Annotated in this window: 13 protein-coding genes and 3 pseudogenes; 15 read left to right on the top strand and 1 reads right to left on the bottom strand. The window is 67.9% G+C overall.

The genetic code is table 11. The annotated features are described in order from the left end of the window. From P1P75_RS20945 to P1P75_RS20990, 10 genes and pseudogenes are all read left to right on the top strand, one after another. Window positions 1–156, top strand: a pseudogene (locus P1P75_RS20945) (IS110 family transposase); the annotation flags it as partial. A gap of 242 nt (window positions 157–398) precedes the next feature. After that, entirely contained in the window at window positions 399–899 is a 501-nt protein-coding gene (locus P1P75_RS20950; RefSeq protein WP_319257568.1) for a hypothetical protein, read from the top strand. Window positions 900–1240: 341 nt separating this feature from the next. Next, window positions 1241–2242, top strand: coding sequence for a PaaX family transcriptional regulator C-terminal domain-containing protein (locus tag P1P75_RS20955; protein ID WP_319257570.1), 1002 nt, complete (start codon window positions 1241–1243; stop codon window positions 2240–2242). A 524-nt stretch (window positions 2243–2766) separates the two neighbouring features. Next, window positions 2767–3648: an alpha/beta hydrolase gene (locus P1P75_RS20960; protein WP_319257572.1), complete on the top strand. Its 882-nt coding sequence runs from the start codon at window positions 2767–2769 to the stop codon at window positions 3646–3648. Window positions 3649–3877: 229 nt separating this feature from the next. After that, window positions 3878–5116: a glycoside hydrolase family 5 protein gene (locus P1P75_RS20965; protein ID WP_319257574.1), complete on the top strand. Its 1239-nt coding sequence runs from the start codon at window positions 3878–3880 to the stop codon at window positions 5114–5116. Window positions 5117–5545: 429 nt separating this feature from the next. After that, window positions 5546–6706, top strand: a pseudogene (locus tag P1P75_RS20970) (transposase family protein). Between the two features lie 352 nt (window positions 6707–7058). Further along, window positions 7059–7234, top strand: a pseudogene (locus tag P1P75_RS20975) (oxidoreductase); the annotation flags it as partial. 166 nt (window positions 7235–7400) lie between these two features. Next, window positions 7401–8360: an MBL fold metallo-hydrolase gene (locus P1P75_RS20980; RefSeq protein WP_319257576.1), complete on the top strand. Its 960-nt coding sequence runs from the start codon at window positions 7401–7403 to the stop codon at window positions 8358–8360. 103 nt (window positions 8361–8463) lie between these two features. Then, window positions 8464–9318 carry a fumarylacetoacetate hydrolase family protein gene (locus P1P75_RS20985; protein WP_319257578.1) on the top strand — a complete coding sequence of 285 codons (855 nt, stop codon included), beginning with the start codon at window positions 8464–8466 and terminating at the stop codon, window positions 9316–9318. Between the two features lie 170 nt (window positions 9319–9488). Continuing rightward, window positions 9489–9983: a hypothetical protein gene (locus P1P75_RS20990; RefSeq protein WP_319257580.1), complete on the top strand. Its 495-nt coding sequence runs from the start codon at window positions 9489–9491 to the stop codon at window positions 9981–9983. A 231-nt stretch (window positions 9984–10214) separates the two neighbouring features. On the opposite strand, the gene P1P75_RS20995 is transcribed toward P1P75_RS20990, so the two are convergent. Further along, window positions 10215–12035, bottom strand: a complete 1821-nt coding sequence (locus tag P1P75_RS20995) for a rhamnogalacturonan lyase (protein ID WP_319257600.1) — start codon at window positions 12033–12035, stop codon at window positions 10215–10217. A 762-nt stretch (window positions 12036–12797) separates the two neighbouring features. Between P1P75_RS20995 and P1P75_RS21000 the strand changes: the two genes are divergently transcribed. The 5 genes from P1P75_RS21000 (at window position 12798) to P1P75_RS21020 (ending at window position 20135) form a co-directional block, all read left to right on the top strand. Continuing rightward, entirely contained in the window at window positions 12798–13856 is a 1059-nt protein-coding gene (locus P1P75_RS21000) for a glycosyl hydrolase 53 family protein (RefSeq protein WP_319257582.1), read from the top strand. Between the two features lie 111 nt (window positions 13857–13967). Continuing rightward, entirely contained in the window at window positions 13968–14996 is a 1029-nt protein-coding gene (locus P1P75_RS21005) for a rhamnogalacturonan acetylesterase (protein ID WP_319257584.1), read from the top strand. A gap of 34 nt (window positions 14997–15030) precedes the next feature. Beyond that, complete coding sequence (locus P1P75_RS21010) at window positions 15031–15897, top strand: GDSL-type esterase/lipase family protein (RefSeq protein WP_319257586.1); 867 nt, start codon at window positions 15031–15033, stop codon at window positions 15895–15897. Window positions 15898–16594: 697 nt separating this feature from the next. Then, a complete protein-coding gene (locus tag P1P75_RS21015; RefSeq protein ID WP_319257588.1) occupies window positions 16595–17950 on the top strand; it encodes a right-handed parallel beta-helix repeat-containing protein in 1356 nt (451 codons plus the stop codon). After that, a complete protein-coding gene (locus P1P75_RS21020; RefSeq protein WP_319257590.1) occupies window positions 17937–20135 on the top strand; it encodes a family 43 glycosylhydrolase in 2199 nt (732 codons plus the stop codon). The genes P1P75_RS21015 and P1P75_RS21020 overlap by 14 nt, the downstream gene beginning before the upstream one ends. The last annotated feature ends 46 nt before the right edge of the window (window positions 20136–20181 follow it).

Genomic DNA, 20181 nt, shown 5'->3' on the forward strand with positions numbered 1-20181 from the left:
CGCGCCTACTACGACAAGCAACGCGCCCGCGGCAAAACCCACACCCAGGCCCTCCTCCGCCTCGCCCGCCAACGCATCAACGTCCTGTTCGCCATGCTCCGAGACGGCACCTTCTACGAACCCCGCACGCCCGCGGACGTCGAGCTCGCCGCATGAGCCCAGCAAGACCGAATGACCCCACCCCCGACAGGGGTGCCTTGACGAAGGACATAGAGGCACCCCTCCGGCTGCTGCGATCGCCGTAGACGCAAGTGCCTGCGAACGGCAGCGAGGAAGTACCAGACACGTACGAGCACGATGGCGGCTCTGATTGCCCGCTCGAACGCAGGACGGCCCCGCCTACGTCACCTTTCACCCGTTGATGCCACAGGCACCGGCGCGTCGAGGACTGACGCCACATGACCCGCCGGTGCGAGGCCGACCTGCTGGGCAGTGGGCACGCGGTGGTGCGGGTTCACACCCGGCTGATGGCCGGCGCACGACGCTCAGCCCGGGAGCGCGGGAAGTCCGACCCGATCGATGCCGAGGCGGTGGCCCGGGTCGCTCCGCGCGAGCCCGACCGGCCCAAGGCATGCCTGGACGGCCCGAGTCGGCATATCAAGCTGTTGGACCAACGGGGCCCGGTGGCCCAGCGCACCGCAATCGGCAACAAGCTACGCCGGTTCCTGCACGAACTCGACCCGGAGCCGACCGTCGCCTCACGCGGCCTGCGCCGCCTGCGCATCCTGGGCCACCTGGGCCACCTGGCCCAAGCCTTGATGCAGCATCACGAAACGCTCACGGCCGTCCTGCCGAACTGGTCGCGGACTGCCGCCGTCTCTCACCTTTGGAGCTGCAGCCGTCGTGGAGCGCATCCGCGTGTACGCGCATGGCCCCAAATAGTTCCAGAACCTCGGTGACCTTGCGCCGGGTCGATACTGTCCAGGCCGCCTCCACTTCGCCGTAGTGACGATTCGTCACGAAGAGCGACGGCCAGCACCTCGTTCTTGCCCGACCCGGCGCTGAGGAACAGCACCTCGACGACAACCACATTGACGATGACGAACGCCCACATCGCCCAACGCGCTGCATCCCCCGCAAGTACGGAGCCAAGGACGACTGTTCGCTGCCGTCGCCCTCCAAGTGCACCGGTGTTACACACCTGGGCGCTGCCGGGGCGCCTTCGGCTGCGCGCGGAGATCGCGCCTGGTGGAGCAATCGCGGCGGAGCTGCACCCGGCGATTCCACAACGGTTACAGTGATGCCGACCCTGTCCACCGCGCCGGAGCCGACCTTGCCGAACCTGTCCCACCTCGAGGAGATCTTCTCCGACGAGGGTGACGGTGCCGCCGGTCCTGTGCGGTCGCCCGGCTGGCAAAGCGACGTATCGCCGCAGGGACTCACGGTGACATTGATCGCCGACTACACGTTCCCCGTCCGGGCGTGGTTGCCGTCGGCGGCGATCGTGGCACTGCTCGGAGAGTTCAACGTGACCGCGGGCGCCGCCCGTACGACGATCAGCAGGCTGATGCGCCGAGGGGTGCTGGAGAGCAGCAGACAAGGGCGGTACAGCTCCTACCGGCTGACAACGCAGGCCGCCGTCGATCTGTGGAGTGGCGCCAGTTCGATCGCCACGTTCACCACCCAACCCGACTCATGGGATGGTCGGTGGACACTGATCGCCTTCTCCGTCCCGGAACAGGAGAGCACGCGGCGGCGCGCACTGCGCACCGCGCTGCGGTGGCGCGGATTCGCGCCGCTGTACGACGCGCTCTGGGTGTCGCCGCACCCCCTGACCCCCAAGGGGCGGATCGAGGTGGCCGATCTGGCGCGGGGAGCGGTGACCGTGTTCCGCGCGCGGCAGGAGGAACTGGATACGGAGGCCGACCGCAACCCGGTCGAGGCGTGGGACCTGCCCGGCATCGCCGAGCATTACCGGGCTTTCATCGACCGTTGGAGCGGCCTGCTTCCGCACATCAGCACCGACCGTGTCACCGGTGCCGACGCGGTGCGCGCACGGACCGAGGTCATGCACGCCTACCGGCACTTCCCCATTCTGGACCCGCTGCTCCCCATCGGTCTGCTGCCGCCCGACTGGCCCCGGTCGCGGGCGCGGGAAGTCTGCGTCGCGGTGTACGACGGACTGCTCCAGCCGGCCCAGGACCATGTCCGCTCCGTAGTGACCCGATTCGCGCAGGGGCCGCACCCCGACATCAGGGCCCATACGATCGCCGGCATGAGTGCGGGTGTCGGCCACAGCTGACAACAGGCCGCCGCGAGTGTGATCGGGCGAGATTCGAAGACGTCACACGGTGCCTCCAGCGCCTGCGATCTGTCGAATCAGCGTCGAAGACAACAGAGTTGGGCGCCAATGATTGACAGATCGGCGCCCGATCGGGAATGTACCTGTTGCAGGACAGGTGGGAACGCTCCCAGTGGTGCGGCACACGACGAGTGGAAGGAGAGGCACCCCTGCGCCGCTTCCGCAGAATCAACGCCTCCCCATCAGACAGGCGGGCAGGTGGGCGCGGAAGACCGCTCCCACAATGAGTCACGGTTCGGCCGGTGTTCAGCGGCTCGCCGCGTCTCTGCAGACAAGGCCACACCACGCCGATGACCACCGCGGGCAGGACCGGAACGTCCTCCACCGTGCGCGATTCGCCGACTTGACCGCCCCCACGACCACTCCCCCCACCACCTGGGTCAGCCCCACCGCCGCGGCATCAGCGACGACTCTTCCCGGCGCCTGACCGAGCAGCGCTCCGCACCCCCACACCAGGAGTCTTCATGACCATGCAATGGCGTAGCTTCCTGATCCTGAGCGCGGTCGGAGCCGCTGGCGTAGGCATCTCCCTGCTCGGCACGGGCCAGGCAGGTGCCACCGCGCGGGCGGGAGCCCCGACCCAGCGGTTCGCGGTCGGCGTGCGCCAGTACGCCTGGAGCCGCGGCAGCCGCCGGTGGACCACCTACGTCTACTACCTCGCCACCGGCGCCCCCGGTGACTCCCCGGTCACCAACGCCCCCGTCGCCCAAGGCATCTTCCCGGTCTGCGGGTTCATTCACGGCTTGAGCAGCAGCCCGCAGAATTCCCTGGCGATCATCCGCCCCCTGGCCGAGGCCGGCTTCATCGTCCCCGCCCCCCACTTCGCCAACCTCAGTGGCCAGGACGTCTACAACGGCAACCAGTCCAAGGACGTCTCCGAGGTCATCACCCGGACCCTCGCCCTCAGCACGGCGAGTGACCCGCTGGCCGGCCACATCAACACAGCGGTCGGAGTCGGTGTCTCCGGCCACTCGATGGGCGGCATGACCACCCACGGCCTGCTCACGGCCTGGCCGGACGCACGGATCACCCGCGCGATCCCCATGTCCTGTGTGGACATGGGCAACCCGAGCCCGTCGGTCCGCGCCAAGGTTCTGTTCACGCACGGCGACCGGGACGGAACGTGCCCGATCTCCTCCGCCCGCCAGGCGTACCGGGAACTGCCCGCCGGAAAGGCGTTCCTGACCTTCCGCGGCGCCGGGCACAGCAACTACTTCGGCGACTCCCGCACCGTCAACACCTCCGTGGACTGGATGCGGTGGAGGCTCTACGGCGACACCGGGGCCCGCGGCCGCCTTCGCGCCGACGCCACCTCCTCCACCACCTGGGAATCCGTCCTGAGCTGAGGAGCAACCACACGGCCCGGGTGCGCGCGTCCGCCGCGATCGCCGCGCATCCGGGCCGTGGAGGGTGCGTGGCCACCCAAGGACGCCCGCGAGGTCAGCCGCCGCGCAATCTGCTGTGCACGTTTCCAGGCCGGACACCACCACCCGAACAGCGGGCGGCCGCTCCCACTCCTACAGATAGATCCACTTGGGGGCCCAACACCCTCAAGGACGCAAGAGAGGAAAGCACATGGTTTCACTAGCAGGGAAGATCAGAGTCACTTTCCTTGCCGTCCTGTTGACAGTTGCCGCATCTGTGTACGGCGCGGCGCATCAGGCCTCGGCCGAGACCGTGGCACAGTCAAGCGCTTCTCAGATCGTGGCCGACATGGGCGCCGGATGGAATCTGGGGAACCAACTCGAAGCCACCACCAACGGATACCCCAGCGAAACAGCGTGGGGCCAGCCGACGGTGACGCAGGCCCTCATCGACAAAGTGAGGGCGGCGGGGTTCAAGACGATCCGGATTCCGGTCTCCTACCTGGGAGCCATAGGGCCCGGCCCGACTTACACGATCAACGCAGCCTGGCTGAACAGAGTCCAAGAAGTCGTCAACTACGCCTACAACAGAGGCCTGCATGTGCTGATCAACATGCACGGCGACGGGTACAAGAGCGTCAACGGCTCCTGGCTGATCTGCGATTCCCCCTCCCAGACGACGATCAAGGCCAAGTACGAGAAGGCTTGGCAGCAGATCGCGAACAGGTTCAAGAACTACGACCAGCGCCTGATCCTGGAGTCCATGAACGAGGAGTTCGACGGGCAGTACGGCCGCCCGACCCAACCGTGCTACTCGAACATCAACAGCTACAACCAGATCTTCGTGGACACGGTGCGGAAGACGGGCGGCAACAACAGTTCGAGGTGGCTGCTCGTGGCCGGCTGGAACACGAACATCGATTACACCGCGGGGAACTACGGCTTCGCCCTTCCGTCCGACCAGTACCGCTCCTCCTCCATTCCCGCAAGTGAGCGGCGGATCATGATCTCCGTTCATCACTACAGCCCGTGGGACTTCGCCGGAGAGGAGAGCGGCACCATCACGCAGTGGGGCCGGGCAGCGACCAACCCGTCGAGGACCTCGACCTGGGGCCAGGAGGACTATCTGGACGCGCAGTTCAAGACGATGCGCGACGTGTTCGTCACGAAGGGGTATCCGGTGGTGGTGGGCGAATACGGCGCCATCGACAAGTCATCCTTCGATTCGTCGAACAACAGGTATCGCGCGGACTTCGCACGGGCCGTCGCGGCCACCGCCAAGAAGTACGGCGCGGCCTCCATCTACTGGGACAACGGTGCAACCGATCGGTACGGGTTCGGGCTGTTCAACCGGCGCTCCCTCACGGTCACCCAGCAGGGCATCATCAACGCCATCATGACCGGCGTCAGCAGTAGCGTTGCCGGCGCCGGCCTTCCGTCCGGCACATAGCAGCACCCGAGTCCCGGCGACGGGTACGTACCTCGTGGGCGCGCGGTTGGGGCCCGGTGGCGATGCCACACGGTGTGCGATCTCATCAACTGCGCGCCCACCAGCCGGAGAAGCTCGCTGCTCCGCATCGGGGAGCACGTGTGACAACCGGAGGACAGCGATGTCCTCACCTGTAGCGACCGGCGACGAGGTGTCTGCCGGACTTGACCGGCGCGCCGAACTCCGTTCCTGCGATCTCGCAGGGCCCGGTTCAAGCCCCAGGACACCGGCCTGCCCTCGTACGATCGGCGGCGGGTACCCCAGGGCCCCGGCGAGTGCCTGGCTCGCCTCACTTGGGGCGGTTGGCGTTGAGGATGAGGTCTGGAAGCAGGTGAACACGGCACCTGTGGATCATGGGGTTCTCCGCGCTTCAAGGTCCACGAAGGTGCCGTGTCCGTTCCCTCATCATTCTCTGACGCCACTCCCGCATCTCCGGCGCCCCTCACGGAAGTTCTCGGCTCGCCCGCTGTACGAGATCAAGTTCGGACTTGGTCGCCCAGTTCGAGTCGGTCACCGATCCGCGTGGGGTGAGTTGGGGTGCGCTACAGGCTCTCCTCACTGTTGGCCCTGGTGGTCTGCGCGATGACGCCAGCGGGCCAGGTCTGCATCACGGCAGCGGCGGAGTGATGCCGACGTGCCACCCCAAGGAACTGGCCGCCTTCGGCCTGCCCTACCACCCGCTGCGGGGCCGCTACCGAGTTCCGAGCGAGAAGGTCCTGCGTTGCATCCTGGGGCGTCCGGATCCGGGCGAAATAAGCGCGGCTGGCTACGACCACCTGCGGCCGGGTCCGCGCCTTCCCGCCTGCCGGAGCCGCTCATGCCCGACGGCGGAACCGAGCGCGAGCAGTGCCGGGGTCACCGGGCCGCCACCCGTGCCGAACCGGTGCGTCCCCGGCGCCGGGCGATCGCGGTGGACGACAAGTGCCAGCGCGGCGCACGCCGACCGGACGGCAGCCGGGTCTTCGTGCTGTCCGCCGTCCGCAACGGCGACGGCATCACCTTCGCCTCCCGCAAGATCCCGAAGGCCAACGAAATTCCCGAGTTTGCGCCCCTTGCACGATCAGGTCGACGACGCCCCGATCTCGCCGGGACGGTTGTCACCGCCGATGCCCTGCCCGCCCAACGCGACCACGCCACCTACTTGCACGAACGTGGCGCCCACTACCTGCTGACCGTCAAGAACAACCAGCGCGGCCAGGCCCGTCAGCTCCACGCTCTGCTTAAAAGAAGATCCCCGTGACTCACCGCGACGACGACGGGGGCCACGGCCGCCACGAACGACGTCTCGTGCAGGTCGTCACCATCGACGGCCTGATCTTCCCGCACGCCGCCCCACTCCCGCGCATCCAGTGCCGCCGCCGTCTCTAGCGAGCGAAGAAGTGATCCAGCGAGACCTTCTACGCCATCACCGGCATAGCCGCCGAGCACGCAAGTGCCGCCGAGACCGCCACCTGGACTCGCGGGCACCGGACCGCGCCTGCCGTGGTCGCCGCCGGACGCCGAGCCCACACCGGACGTCCACACGTCCTCACCCTCTACGGCATCACCTGATCAAACCGGACGACCCGAGCAACGACAGGGCCCTGTCGCTATTCCGGAGCCGGCCCCACCAGTATTCACCGACTGGATTCTTGTATATAGGAAATCGATTTCCCTGATTGCGATCTACGGGCCAGATTAGGTGGGACCGCAAGCGGGAGGACGTCTCCGTGACATCTACAGCCGCGTCGGCACCCTTCGTCCCCTTCTCCGGAGCGTTCGCCATCGGCGTCCTTTCGCAAGCGGGCGAGACCAGGTTCCCGGGCCTCGTGGCCCTGGACGGCCGAGCGCTCGACCTGCGTACGGCGCTGGACGAACCCGCGTTGACCACGCTCGCGGTCCTGGAGCGCTGGGACGAGGAGCGGAGTACACCACCGAGCTCGAGAAGCTGGACGAGGACACCTGGCACCCGCACATCTACGACCTGGCGAAGCCCGAGAACGCCGACCAGTGGGGCACGTCCAACCCGATGAACGGATGGTCGCCAAGGAAATGCTCAACGACGTCGACCGCGGCGTCTTCGTCGCTCCGCCGGTCTGACCCCCTGACACCGGGGGCCCGGCGCACTCCCCCGCCTGCCATGCCACCGAGCCCCCGGCCTGCGTCACCCCACCCAACTCCCAAGGACTGCCATGCGCTTCGCCACGTACGAACAGCACGGTCGCAGCCGCGTCGCCACCGTGAAGGACGACGGACAGGCAAGGTCATGACCGACACCCCGGACACGAACCCCGCTCCTCCTCCCACAGCGGACCCGGCGGAACTCGAGGAGTTGCTTCCCGGGATCCACGCCTGGGTGCAGCCGGACGGGACCTGGTGGGTCAACAACGCCGGCGCGGTGGCCGGCGACGACGGGGTTCTGGTGATCGACACCTGTGCCACGGCGGCTCGCACTCGCCGGTTTCTCGACGCCGTGGACACGGCCACCGGCGGGGCGCCCGTCCGGCTGGCGGTGAACACCCATCAGCACGGTGACCACACCTACGGCAACAGCCTCCTCCCCTCCACGACAGTGATCGTCGGGCACAGCCGGATGCGGGAAGGGCTTCAGGCCGACCCGGTCATCGACGGCTGCCCACCGCTGTGGAACCCGGTCCCGGACTGGGGACCGGTGACCCGCAGGCTTCCCGACATCTCGGCCGGCTCCGCACTCACCCTGCACGTCGCGGGTCGGCGGATCGAGCTGCTGCACCCCGGCCGCCCGGCGCACACCACCGGAGATCTGATCGCCTGGCTGCCCGAAGAACGCGTGCTGTTCGCCGGCGATCTGGTGTTCGCCGGACTCACCCCGCTGGTCTTCATGGGCTCGGTGGACGGGGCCCTCGCCGCGGCCGACTGGCTGGAGTCCCTGCAGTCCGACGTCATCGTCCCCGGCCACGGCCCGGTCCTCACCGGCACCGGCATCACCCGGGTCCTGGACGAGCACCGCCGCTATTACCGGCTCATCCTCGACACCGCCCAGGACGGGCTCTCCCGGGGTCTGACGCCCCTGCAGGCTGCCCGCCAGGTCGACCTGGGCGAGTTCACGGACTGGGGCGACGCCGAACGGATCGTGCTCAACCTGCACCGCGCCTACGCCGACCACGCCGGCCGGGACCTTGATGTGATCGCCGCCTTCGGGGACGCGGTCGCCTGGCTCGGCCGCCCAATGCACACCTCCGTCTGACGGGAAGCGCGACTGTGCGGTTCGTGACCTACGCCGACGACGACGGTGATCGGTCGGCGTCCTCCACCACGACCAGGTCCATCCCCTGGGCCGCGGCGTCACGATGCTCGGCCTCCTACGCGACGGCACCCTGCGGGCGGCCGGGGAGCAGGCCCTGGCCGCGCCTGCCGGGACCCAGGCGGTCGGCGACCTCCGGCTGCGCGCGCCGATCCCCGATCCTCCCACTGTGCGAGACTTCATGACCTTCGAACGGCACGTCGAAGGTGTCTCCAGACTCGGCGGACCCGACGCGACCGTCCCCGAACGCTGGTACGAGGCACCCGCGTTCTACTTCACCAACCCGAACGCGATCCTCGGCCCCGCCGACGACGTCCCCGTACCGCCCGGCAGCCGGATGTTCGACCTGGAGCTGGAGGTCGCCGCCGCCATCGGCCGCACCGGCCGCGACATCCACCCCGACGACGCCGACGCCTACGTCGCCGGCTACACCATCCTCATCGACTGGTCGGCCCGCGACGTCCAGTTCGCCGAGATGCAGGTCCGGCTCGGCCCCACCAAGGGCAAGGACACCGCCACCACCCTCGGACCGGTCCTGGTCACCCCCGACGAGCTGCAACCCTGGCGCACCGACACCGCGTTCGACCTGGCGATGGCCGTCGACGTCAACGGCGAACGGCTGGAGCAGGACCGCTGGTCGTCCATGGCGTTCTCCTACGCCGACATGATCGCCTACGCCTCCCGTGGCACCGAGATCCGCCCCGGCGACGTCCTCGGCTCCGGCACCTGCGGCGGCGGCTGCCTCGCCGAACTGTGGGGTCGCGAAGGCCTGAAGGCCCACCGCCCCCTGCAACCCGGCGACGTCGCCACCGTCACCGTCGAACAACTCGGCACCCTGACCACCCGCGTCGTCCCAGGAGCCGAGCCGATTCCCATCCCACCCGCACGACGGGGCCGGTAGGCCCAGTCCGTCCGGAACGGCGACCCCCGTGGGGTCGCCCTCGCCCGCCCAGCCGAACAGACGGTCACCACGCCCCCGAACACCCTTCGGCGGCCATCCTGCCGGTCCGGCAGACGTCGTAGCCGTGAAGCCCGAAACCAGTACACGTCCAGCATTGCGAGGAGAGTCCTGTGAACGAGTTCGTCATCGTCGGTGCGAAGGTGTTCGACGGCGAGAAGAACCTGGGCCAGGTCGACGTGCACGTCGCCGACGGCGTCATCGTCTCGGTGGGCGGGCCGCGTGTCACCGGGGTGGAAGTCGTCGACGCCGCTGGCGCAACCCTGCTGCCGGGCCTGATCGACGCACACACCCACACAGACGCCGCGATGCTGCGCCAGGCGCTGACCTTCGTCGTCACCACCGAACTCGACATGGGCTCGGTCCCTGCCACCATGATTCCGCTCCGCGCCGAGGTCGAGGCCTACCGGACTTTCGCGGACGTGCGGAGCGCCTCTTCTCGCTCACCCACCTCGACGGCCACCCTCATCAGTTCCGGACGACCAGGCCAAACGCCAGGGGCCTGCGCCCTTGTCGCTCCTGGCGGGTTCACCGGGAGCCGTGCGTGGATGCGGCCGCGAGGCGGGTGCCCTGTCGCCAGACAGCGCGAATCGACAGGCTGTCGTTGATGGTCGTGGTGGGGTCACCGTTTGATCAGGTGATGCCATAGAAAGTGAGGACGTGTGGGCGTTCGGTGTGGGCTCGGCGTCCGGCGGCGGTGTTGACGTATCCGGCGAGCTTGAGCGCGCTGCGGATCTCAGCCCGGCCCGTGCGACCGCCTCCGACAGATCCTGTCCCGAAGCACACCCCTTCCCTGATGCTTGAACTCGCGCAAGCATCAGGGAAGTCGGTTGTCCAGCTCAGAGGCTGTTCGGCAGCGCGACGGTGGGGCGGGGTGGCGTGGGCATGTTGCCGCCGATGAAGAAGCTGGGGTGCGGGGGCTGGTTGTAGGCAGTGTTCTGCCAGGCCAGGGCCGTGCGGTACTGGGTGTCGTGGAGGAGGGTCGTGATCCGCGTGTTGGTCTGGTACGGCGTGGAGTAGATCCGCAGGGCCGTGTTGTTGGACGCCGGCCAGATGACCTCCTCGCGCCAGTCGCCGAGGATGTCGCCGGACAAGGACGGCGTCGACTTGGTGCCGTTGTTGGAGTGGACCCCGGAGCCGGTGAGCAGGCGGGTGTCGCCGGAGGTGCCGTACTTGTCGATGTGGGTGCCGTCGAGGAGTTCGCGCGTGGTGTCGCCGTCCCACCACGCCAGGAAGTTGCTGGACCCGGGCTTACGACTGGCGACCACCGCGCCCTTGGGGTTGCGGACGCCGCTCACGAGCGACGACCACGACTCGGCTCCCGCGCTGCCGGACCAGATGTCACCGGACACCCCCCGGCCGTTGTCGCCGCCGGCCGGGGTGGACCAGAGGATCTGGCCCGTCCTCGCGTCCGCCATCCAGGAGGACGGCTTGGAGCTGTCCTCGTCGACCTTGAACTCCTCCAGACCCGGCCGGGACGGGTCGAGGTCGCCTACGTGCATCGCGTCCCCGTGGCCGTTCCGCGTCGTCCACAGGCCGTTGCCGTTGTCGTCGACGGCCATCGCCCCGTAGACGACCTCGTCCTTGCCGTCCCCGTCCACGTCCGCGACCGACAACTGGTGGTTGCCCTGGCCGGCGTAGCCGCTGTTGGCGTTGGAGTCGAAGGTCCACCGGCGGGTGAACTGCCCGTTCCGCCAGTCCCAGGCCGCGATCACCGCGCGGGTGTAGTAGCCACGAGCCATGATCACCGAGGGTCGGGAACCGTCCAGGTAGGCCGTGCCCGCCAGGAACCGGTCCACGCGGTTGCCGTAGGAGTCCCCCCAGGACGACACCGTGCCTCGGGCTGGGACGTAGCCGACGGACTGCATCGCCTTGCCCGTCTGCCCGTTGAACATCGTCAGGTACTCGGGGCCGGACAGCACGTAGCCCGAGGAGTTGCGGTGATCGGCCGAGGAACTGCCTATGACCGTGCCGGTTCCGTCCTTCGTGCCGTCGGCGGTCTTCATGGCGACCTCGGCCTTGCCGTCCCCGTCGTAGTCGTACACCTGGAACTGCGTGTAGTGCGCGCCGGAGCGGATGTTGCGACCCAGGTCGATACGCCACAGGCGAGTGCCGTCGAGCTTGACACCGTCGACGATCGTGTTGCCCGTGTAGCCGGACTGGGAGTTGTCCTTGGCGTTCGTCGGCTGCCACTTCAGTACGATGTCCAGGGCACCGTCGCCGTCGAGATCGCCGACGGAGGCGTCATTGGCCTCGTAGGTGTACGGCGAGTTGCCCGGTGAAGTACCCCCGGGCGGCGGGGAGATCGGCACGTCCTTGTACCCGGTCCGGAACTGGAGCGCGTGTTCGGACGGCGCCTGCTCGATGCCGTTCACCACCGCGCGCACCGTGTAGTCGGCCGAGTCCGGGGCGCCGGCATCCAAGTAGTTCGTCGAGGTGGTCAGGGGCGAGGAGTTGAGCCTGGTGCCGCCACGGTAGACGTTGAAGGCCACGTCGTTCGGGTCAGTGGCCAGCCACCGCCACGACACCAGGTTGCCGCTGCCGGTGTGGACGCTGGTCAGGCCCCGATCGAGGCGTTCCACCTGCCGCGCGGTCGCGGCGTGCGCGGTCTGCGGCAGTCCGGTGAGCGCGGACAGGGCCAATGCGGTGGCGGCCGCCAGGCCGCCGAACAGCCGCTTGCTCGACCGGCGTGGGATTCGCCATGGCGGCGATGCGGTGCGTGGATGCCGGTGCGGGTCGGTCACGATGACCTCCGATGTGGGGGGTGATGTGAAGATCGCGGAGACGGCGGTCTGACCACAGCATGGGAACGCTCCCATTCGCTGCGAGGGTAGGAATCCGCTGATAGCCCGTCAAGCACTCTGTTGGCTTTTTCTGTTCGAGCATGTTCGAGTGCGGGCCAACGAGATGTCCCGTGCGCAGCCCCACCCCGTCGCTGTATTCCTTCTGAAAAGGCACTTGAACTGGTATGACTCCCGCCGTTTCAGACAGCTCACAGCCGAGGCACGGCGAGCACCCGCCCACAGGATCGCACTGCTTCTTCCACTGGATCGGTGAGCGACGGTTGACAGCTTCGTGCCCGATCGAGAAGCTGCGTGATGCACCTCCGGTTCGTTGTGATGCGATTGAACACTTCCGTCGCAACACCTCTGTGATGGTTCACAGTTCCGATCTGTAGGAGCGTCCCTGGCATGCCAAGGCCGCCCTCTTCGACACGTGCCACTCGTAAGTACTCCTGCCTTAGCTGTCGCCACACCGAGGGAGGCAGCATCGGCCGGAGCGCACGCCCCTACACCAACTCCTCGGGACTGACCGTCAGTTGCCCCCAGCGTCGCCTCGCTCCTGGAAGTTTCTTCTTCACTGACCCGCTCTCCGCCGACCGCGACGCCGCACCCACGGCCGACGGAAGGAAAGGACCGACCATGTCCCCGCAACCCCCCACACCAGTTGCCGGACGCATCAGCCGGCGAACCCTGCTCAAAGCCACCACCGCCACCGCCGGGGCCCTCGCCACCGCCGTCGCGTTCGCCGAACTCGAGACGCCTGCCGAGGCCGCGGCGGGCTTCGTCAAGGGCGTCGACATCAGCTGGGCACCGCAGATGGAGGCGCGCGGCTACTCCTGGAAGAACGCCGGCGGGCAGACCCAGGACCTGCTGACGATCCTCAAGGGTTACGGCATCACCGCCGTACGCCTGCGCACCTTTGTCAACCCGTCCAACGACCCGGCCAACGGGCACTGCGGCATCAACGAGGTGGCCGCCTTCGCCAAGCGGGTCAAGGCCGCCGGGATGTCGATCATGCTCGACTACATGTTCGGCGACACCTGGAACTCCGTCGGTGTGCAGAACCCGCCCGCGGCGTGGCGGAGCATGAGCTACAGCCAGATGCGCACCGCGCTGGGCACGTACGTGAACCAGACCATGACGGTCATGAGGAACAACGACGTGCTCCCCACCTGGGTGCAGATCGGCAACGAGATCAACAGCGGGATCTGCCGCCCCGTCGGCAGCGTCTCCAGCCCGGCGCAGATGACCGGACTACTCAACGCCGCATACGAGCAGGTCAAAGCGGCGTCACCGAACTCGACCGTGTGTATCCACCTGGCCCAGCCGCAGAAGTACGACGTGATGACGACGTTCTTCAGCCGCTTCGCCGCGAACGGTGGCAAGTGGGACATGTCGGTGTTCTCCTCCTACGGCAGCGCCGACCTCGCCCCCGGGATCGTGGCGAACATGAAGAAGATCTCCGCCGCGTACGGAAAGCCGTTCCTGCAGAGCGAGTTCGGCGGCCGGGTGGACCGCGCCTCCTCCACCCAGGCCTCGCTGGTCGCCTATACCAAGGCGCTCAAGGGCAACGGCGGGCAGGGCATCTTCTACTGGGAGCCGGAGTGCATGTCCCCGTTCACCGGCTACAACATGGGTGCCTGGGACTCCTCCACCAAGCGGCCCACCACCATCATGAACGGCTTCACCCAGGCCTGAGCGACGGGCCCTGGACCTCAACCCGGGCAACTCTCCGGTCAAGGACTGAGATTGGTGATTGTAATGGGCATGACATTAGGCCTCGAAGGACACGGGGCCAGGCTGGGAGCAGTGGGTCTGCTGACTCTTGCGACGCTGGTCGGCACCGGTGCGGCGCATGTGGATGCCGCCACGCGGGCGCTGCCGGCCGGTTGTTCCGGCACCGCGCCGATCAAGTGTCACTACGCGGTCTCACCCGGCAACTACGACGTGACGGTCTCCATCGGCGGTGCCGGTGCCGCCGAGACCGACATGTGGGTGGAGGCCCGGCGCCTGACGCTTCGGGCCACGAAGACGGCGGCCGGTGCCGCCGCCACGTACTCGTTCACGGTCAACGTGCGGCAGCCGGAGGGGCAGCCCACCGGGCAGGGCGGCACCGGAAACCCCGGTCTGGACATCCGGTTCTCGGGGACCAACCCGCAGGTGTCGGCCGTCTCGGTGAAACCGGCAGCCCAGCCGCTGATCGCCTACCTGGCCGGCGACTCGACCGTGTGCGACCAGCCCGTGGCGCCGTACACGGGATGGGGCCAGATGATCACGCCGGCGGTGGGTCCCGGAGCGTCCGTCGCCAACTACGCTGACTCGGGGGAGAGTTCGGGCAGCTTCCTGAGGAACTCGGCGCTTTTCCCGGCGCTGCTGCCGAAGGTCAAGGCGAACGACGCGGTCTTCATCCAGTTCGGCCACAACGACAAGCAGACCAGCGCGTCAGCCTTCCGGAGCAACCTCACCTCCATGATCACGCAGGTCCGTGCAAAGGGCGGCGTCCCCGTCCTGGTGACGCCGCCGGTCCGCCGACAGTTCAACGGCAGCCGGCTCACGCCCACAGCGCTGCACGTCAACGGCGTCGGAGTGAACCTGCCCGCCGAGATGCGCTCGGTCGGCACCGCGCAGAACGTGCCGGTGATCGATCTGACCACCAAGAGCAAGACGCTGGTCGAGTCCCTCGGCCCGTCCGCCTCCGCACAGCTCTTCCTGCGCTCATCCGTCGACGGTGTCACGGACAACACCCACTTCTCGCAGTACGGCGCGAGCCGGATGGGCGGGCTGGTGCTCCAGAGCATCCGCGAGCAGCGCCTGCCCCTGGCCACGTACCTGCGCTGACCGACGCCCGGCGCCAGTCCCAAGGAGGGACCCGTTGAGGAACTTACGGATTCTCATCACCGCGCTCGTGATCGCCTTGTCGAGCCTCGGTGTCAGCGCCGCATCCGCGGCGGACCTCGTCGCCACGAACTGCACCAGTGCCTCCCGCGCCCAGGCCCCGGCCGCACAGGCGGCCGCCGCGCCGGTCACCGTGTGGCTGGCCGGCGACTCCACCATGGCCAACCCAAGCTCCGGCCGGTGCCCGGTCGGCTGGGGCAGCCAGTTCGACGCCCTGTTCAACAGCGACGTGACCGTCAAGAACCAGGCCGTCGGAGGCCGCAGCATCCAGACCTGGCTGTACGAGGGGAACGTGAGCAGCACCAAGGGCTCGGACGGTGAGTGCCGCCTCACCTCCACCACGTACTCCTCCCGCTGGCAGGCGATGCTGAACGCGAGCACCGGGATGAAGGCCGGCGACTACCTGTTCATCCAGTTCGGCATCAACGACTCCTCCTCGACCTGCCCCCGACACGTCGGCCCGGCCCGGTACCAACAGCTGATGACCCAGATGGCGCAGGCCGCCCTGGCCCGGGGCGCGCACCCGGTGCTGCTCACCCCGGTGGCCGCCATCACCTGCTCCGGCAGCACGGCCACCAAGAACCGCGGCTTCGTCAACGAGACCTTCGCCGCCGGATCCGCCACCAGGGCGCCCGTCATCGACCTGCAGACGCTCAGTGTCTCGCTCTACAACAGTCTGCGCTTCTGCCCGAACACCGGCGACTACGGAGGCAGCGGTCCCCTGGGCACCTTCTTCTGCAACGACCACACCCACTTCGACACCTACGGCGCCCAGCGGGTCGCACGGCTCGTCGCCGGTGACGTGCGCCGCCAGAACCTCCCGCTCGCCGCGTATCTCACGTAGCACGCGGCGGTGGGCGCGAACCGAGGCCGGTCGGTTCGCGGGGGGCCTCCAAACGGTGGTGCCGCAGACCGAGGACGCAGTCGTCCCTACTTTACGGTGGCGTGCGGAGCCGGCTTGGCTCCGACCGGGCCGCGACGTGCGACGAAGGCGGAGGCGGAGGCCGGGGCGAGGATACGACCGGCGGGGCAATCTCCGCATCGGTGGTGGCGGGAGGCCTCTCCATGGTTGAGTCACGGCTGGTCGGCTCGACAGTTGCGGTGGTTCGGGACCGGCGTACGAGTTGGAGCCCTCAGCTGCCAACTGCCCGGCAAGCGAATGAAGTCCGCATCTGCGCGGTGCCGGTGGACACGACGTGCGTGCCGTACTCCACCCCCAATGGCCAACGCACGCAACCCGGCCACGCACAGGACGCCCGCCAGTTCACCACTTCGGGCCCGGGCTGCCTCAAGTGCGCCTGGCGCCCCCCTAAGGACCCATCGATGGTCATCGCCGGAGCGCTCAGGTCAGTGATCCCGCTAATCGGGGTCTTCCTGATCGGCTCGCGCCACTTCATCGCCAACCTGGCCGCCGACGCCATGAAGTTCTGAAGAAACACCCGCGTGGTCCCACCCTTCGAAAAGCAGCTTTCGCACATGCGCTGAGTTCTTCAGGCAGGCACGAGCCCTACTGCCACACGGGAAATCACCTCACTCGGGAGATGACTGTGAGAACCGCGAAGTTCGCCACCCCTGCCCTCCTGCTCTCGGTGGTCACGGCGAGTTCCCTCGCCATGGCCCCCGGCCCGGCGTCCGCGAGCGCCACGGCAGCCGGAAACACCTACTACGTCGCCCCGAACGGGAACGACGGAGCGGCAGGCACGCAGGCCGCCCCGTGGGCATCGATCGCCCGTGCACAGGCCGTCGCCACGGCGGGCGACACGGTCTACTTCCGGGGCGGCACCTACGCCTACACCCGCGCGAACAGCGCCTGTTCGAGCCAGACCGCCAAGGTCGACGCGATCACCCTGAACAAGAGCGGCAGCTCGGGCAACCCGATCCGGTACTGGGCCGAGCCGGGCGAGAAACCGGTCTTCGACTTCTCGCGGATGACGGACCACTGCCGCATCAAGGGCTTCGACGTCACCGGCAGCTGGATCCACCTCAAAGGACTGGAAGTCAAGGGCGTTCCGCAGAACAACAATCGCAACGCCGAGTCCTGGGGGATCTGGGTTTCCGGCAGCAACGACGTCTTCGAGCAGATCAACACCCACCACCACATGGGTACCGGCCTGTTCATCAGCGGCGGGGGCGGCAACCTCGTCCTCAACTCGGACGCGCACGACAACTACGACCTGCGCAGCAACGACGGGCCCGGCGAGAACGCCGACGGGTTCGGTTCGCACTACGCGCCGGCCGGCCACGCCGCCAACGTGTTCCGGGGTTGCCGATCGTGGTGGAACGCCGATGACGGGTTCGACCTCATCTCCACCTACTCGCCCGTGATCATCGAGAACTCGTGGGCCTGGCGCAACGGGTACGTGCCGGGGACGACGACGCCCTCCGGCAACGGAGCCGGCTTCAAGTCCGGCGGCTACGGGGGCGACTACGAGGCCAACGCGCCCAAGCACACCGTCCGCTCCTCGGTGGCGTTCCTCAACAAGGCGGCCGGCTTCTACGCCAACCACCACCCGGTGGCCAACGACTTCTTCAACAACACCGGCTACGGGAACCACCCCAACTTCAACATGCTGGGAATCGACTCGCGCGGCGCCGCCGTCGGCCGGGGCAACCTGCGCAACAACCTCGCCTACAGCGGAACGGCGACGTCGAACATGAGCGGCACGAGCGCCGCGTACAACTCCTGGAACCTCGGCGTCCCCTTGTCGGACTCCCAGTTCCGGAGTGTGTCGACGTCCGGCTGGGACGCGCCCCGCCAGACCGATGGGAGTCTGCCCGCGCTGCCCCACCTGCGTCTGGCGGCGAACAGTGCCCTGATCGACAAGGGCACCGACGTGGGACTGCCCTTCAACGGAAGCGCGCCGGATCTCGGCGCCTTTGAGAATGACGGAAGGTGACCTCTTGAAACAAGGATCGCGTGTCGTCTCGAAGTACTGGAAGTCAGCCGCCGCCACCCTGCTGTCCGTGGCCTTGGCGGCACCGCTCTCGGCGAGCACCGCCGCGGCTAAGACACCTGCAACGCAGACACAGTCAACGAAGCTCCAGGACCAGAGGGCCGCTGCTGGACCGGCGGTGGATCGCGGCCTCGAATACCTGGTGTCCGACTACCAGACGCGCACTCCGACCAAGTACACGGCTGACTCCTGGAAGCCCTTCGCCAAGGCGCTGACCGCCGCGGCCGAGGTCGCCGACGACTCCTCGGCCCCCACGTCGGACGTCGCCGACGCGAAGACGGCACTGATGACCGCCGCCGCTGATCTGAAGGCCGCCGACGAGGGCACGTTCCAGACCATCACGAACAACACCTTCTGGAACGACACCAGCGGCAACCCCATCTACTCGCAGGGCGGCGGGGTCTTCAAGTTCGGCGACACCTACTACTGGTACGGCGTGCACTACACCGGCGCCGAGCTCTACCGGGCCAATCCGACGAAGAAGTACGACGGCAACGTCAGCTTCGTCTCGGTCCCCGTGTACTCCTCCAAGGACCTGGTGAACTGGAAGTTCGAGAACAACGTCGCGACGCGCTCGACCAAGATCAACAACGGGGCCACCCTCGGTCAGGCGGGGTGGGTCGGGCGGCTCGGGGTCTCGTACAACGAGAACACCGGCAAGTACGTGCTCGCCACCCAGGCCTACGTCGGAGGCGGGCACGGTGTCCTGCTGTTGCAGGGCGACTCCCCCACCGACACCTTCGACTACGGCTACTTCCAGACCCAGATCACCAACTCGCCGACGACCGGCACCGGAGACCAGACCGTCTTCACCGACGAGGACGGCAAGGACTACCTGATCTTCTCCAACCGCGAAGGACGGTCGCGCGGCTTCGTGGCCAAGTTCCGGGAGTCCGACTCGCTGCGGATCGAGCCGGCCGTGCAGATCCGCAGCGGCGCCGGGCGCGAGGGCAACGCCATGTTCAAGCTCGACGGCAAGTACTACCACGCGGCGTCGGACCTGCACGGCTGGAACACCTCTGTCAACTACGTCAATGAGTCGACCAGTAGCAACGTCCAGGGCTCCTACAGCAGCGAGTACGTCCTTGCCGGCACCGAGATGGACTACAGCCACGTGACCCAGACCGGGTTCTTCGTGACGGTCAAGGGCACCAAGCAGAACACGGTGCTCTACGCCGGCGACCGCTGGGCCGACTTCGCCTGGAACGGCATCGGGTACAACCAGTGGGTGCCGATCACCAAGACCGGCGCACGGCCGCAGTTCCACTCGGTGAGCCAGTGGCAGTTCAACGCCACGACCGGGGAGTGGCGCGTCGGGCCGGCGAACAACTACATCCTCAACCCCGACATCCAGGCCGACCGCGTCATCGTCTCCAGCGTACGGGGATGGCGGAACCTCGGCGGTTCGGTGACCAACGTCAACGGTGGGGTGAACGGGTCTCGCTTCGCCCTCCAGGTGAGCAACAGCGGCGGCGTCGAGCAGCGCATCGAGTCGGTGCCCGCAGGCACCTACACCCTGTCCCTGCACGCTCGGGGCAGCGCCGGACAGGTCGTGATCACCGGCGCCAACGGCAGCCAGCGCACCCTCGGCATCCCCTCGTCGAGCGGCTGGGCCAAGCGCGAGCTCACCGGCATCGAGCTGCCCGGCGGGACCGCCACCGTCACCGTGCGGGCGTCGGGTTCGGGCGGCGTCATCGTCGACCAGCTCTCACTCGTCAAGACCTCTGCCGGCACACCGGCACCTCCGGGGCGTTACGAGGCGGAGGCCGCTCCGGCGCAGTGCCGGGGCACGATCGACTCGAATCAAGCCGGCTATTCCGGCGGCGGGTTCTGCAACGGCGACCCCGCTCTGGGGGCCGTCGCGGAGTTCACCGTGAACTCCGCGACGGCCCGCACGGCGACGCTGGGGATCCGGTTCGCCAATGGCGCCACCACGGGTGCGAGGCCGGCAAACCTCGTCGTCAACGGAGCCACGGCAGGGACGCTTTCGTTCGAGTCCACCGGTGCGTGGACGACGTGGACGACCAAGACCGTGACGGTCCCGCTGAACGCCGGCAGCAACACCATCCGGCTGGATCCGACCACGGCAGCCGGACTGCCCAACGTCGACTACCTCGATGTCGGCTGACTGACATCCCGTGCTCTGCCGGCCTTCGCGACCGGCAGAGCACGGG

It is taken from the genome of Streptomyces sp. ID05-39B, from assembly GCF_033794725.1.
Taxonomy (GTDB): domain Bacteria; phylum Actinomycetota; class Actinomycetes; order Streptomycetales; family Streptomycetaceae; genus Streptomyces; species Streptomyces bobili.

What these genes read in the sequence shown, in the direction of transcription:
- P1P75_RS20955 (WP_319257570.1), top strand. Translation starts at nt 1,241, where the DNA reads ATGCCGACCCTGTCCACCGCGCCGGAGCCGACCTTGCCGAACCTGTCC.
- P1P75_RS20985 (WP_319257578.1), top strand. Translation starts at nt 8,464, where the DNA reads ATGCTCGGCCTCCTACGCGACGGCACCCTGCGGGCGGCCGGGGAGCAG.
- P1P75_RS20950 (WP_319257568.1), top strand. Translation starts at nt 399, where the DNA reads ATGACCCGCCGGTGCGAGGCCGACCTGCTGGGCAGTGGGCACGCGGTG.
- P1P75_RS20960 (WP_319257572.1), top strand. Translation starts at nt 2,767, where the DNA reads ATGACCATGCAATGGCGTAGCTTCCTGATCCTGAGCGCGGTCGGAGCC.
- P1P75_RS21000 (WP_319257582.1), top strand. Translation starts at nt 12,798, where the DNA reads ATGTCCCCGCAACCCCCCACACCAGTTGCCGGACGCATCAGCCGGCGA.
- P1P75_RS20980 (WP_319257576.1), top strand. Translation starts at nt 7,401, where the DNA reads ATGACCGACACCCCGGACACGAACCCCGCTCCTCCTCCCACAGCGGAC.
- P1P75_RS21015 (WP_319257588.1), top strand. Translation starts at nt 16,595, where the DNA reads ATGACTGTGAGAACCGCGAAGTTCGCCACCCCTGCCCTCCTGCTCTCG.
- P1P75_RS20965 (WP_319257574.1), top strand. Translation starts at nt 3,878, where the DNA reads ATGGTTTCACTAGCAGGGAAGATCAGAGTCACTTTCCTTGCCGTCCTG.
- P1P75_RS21020 (WP_319257590.1), top strand. Translation starts at nt 17,937, where the DNA reads ATGACGGAAGGTGACCTCTTGAAACAAGGATCGCGTGTCGTCTCGAAG.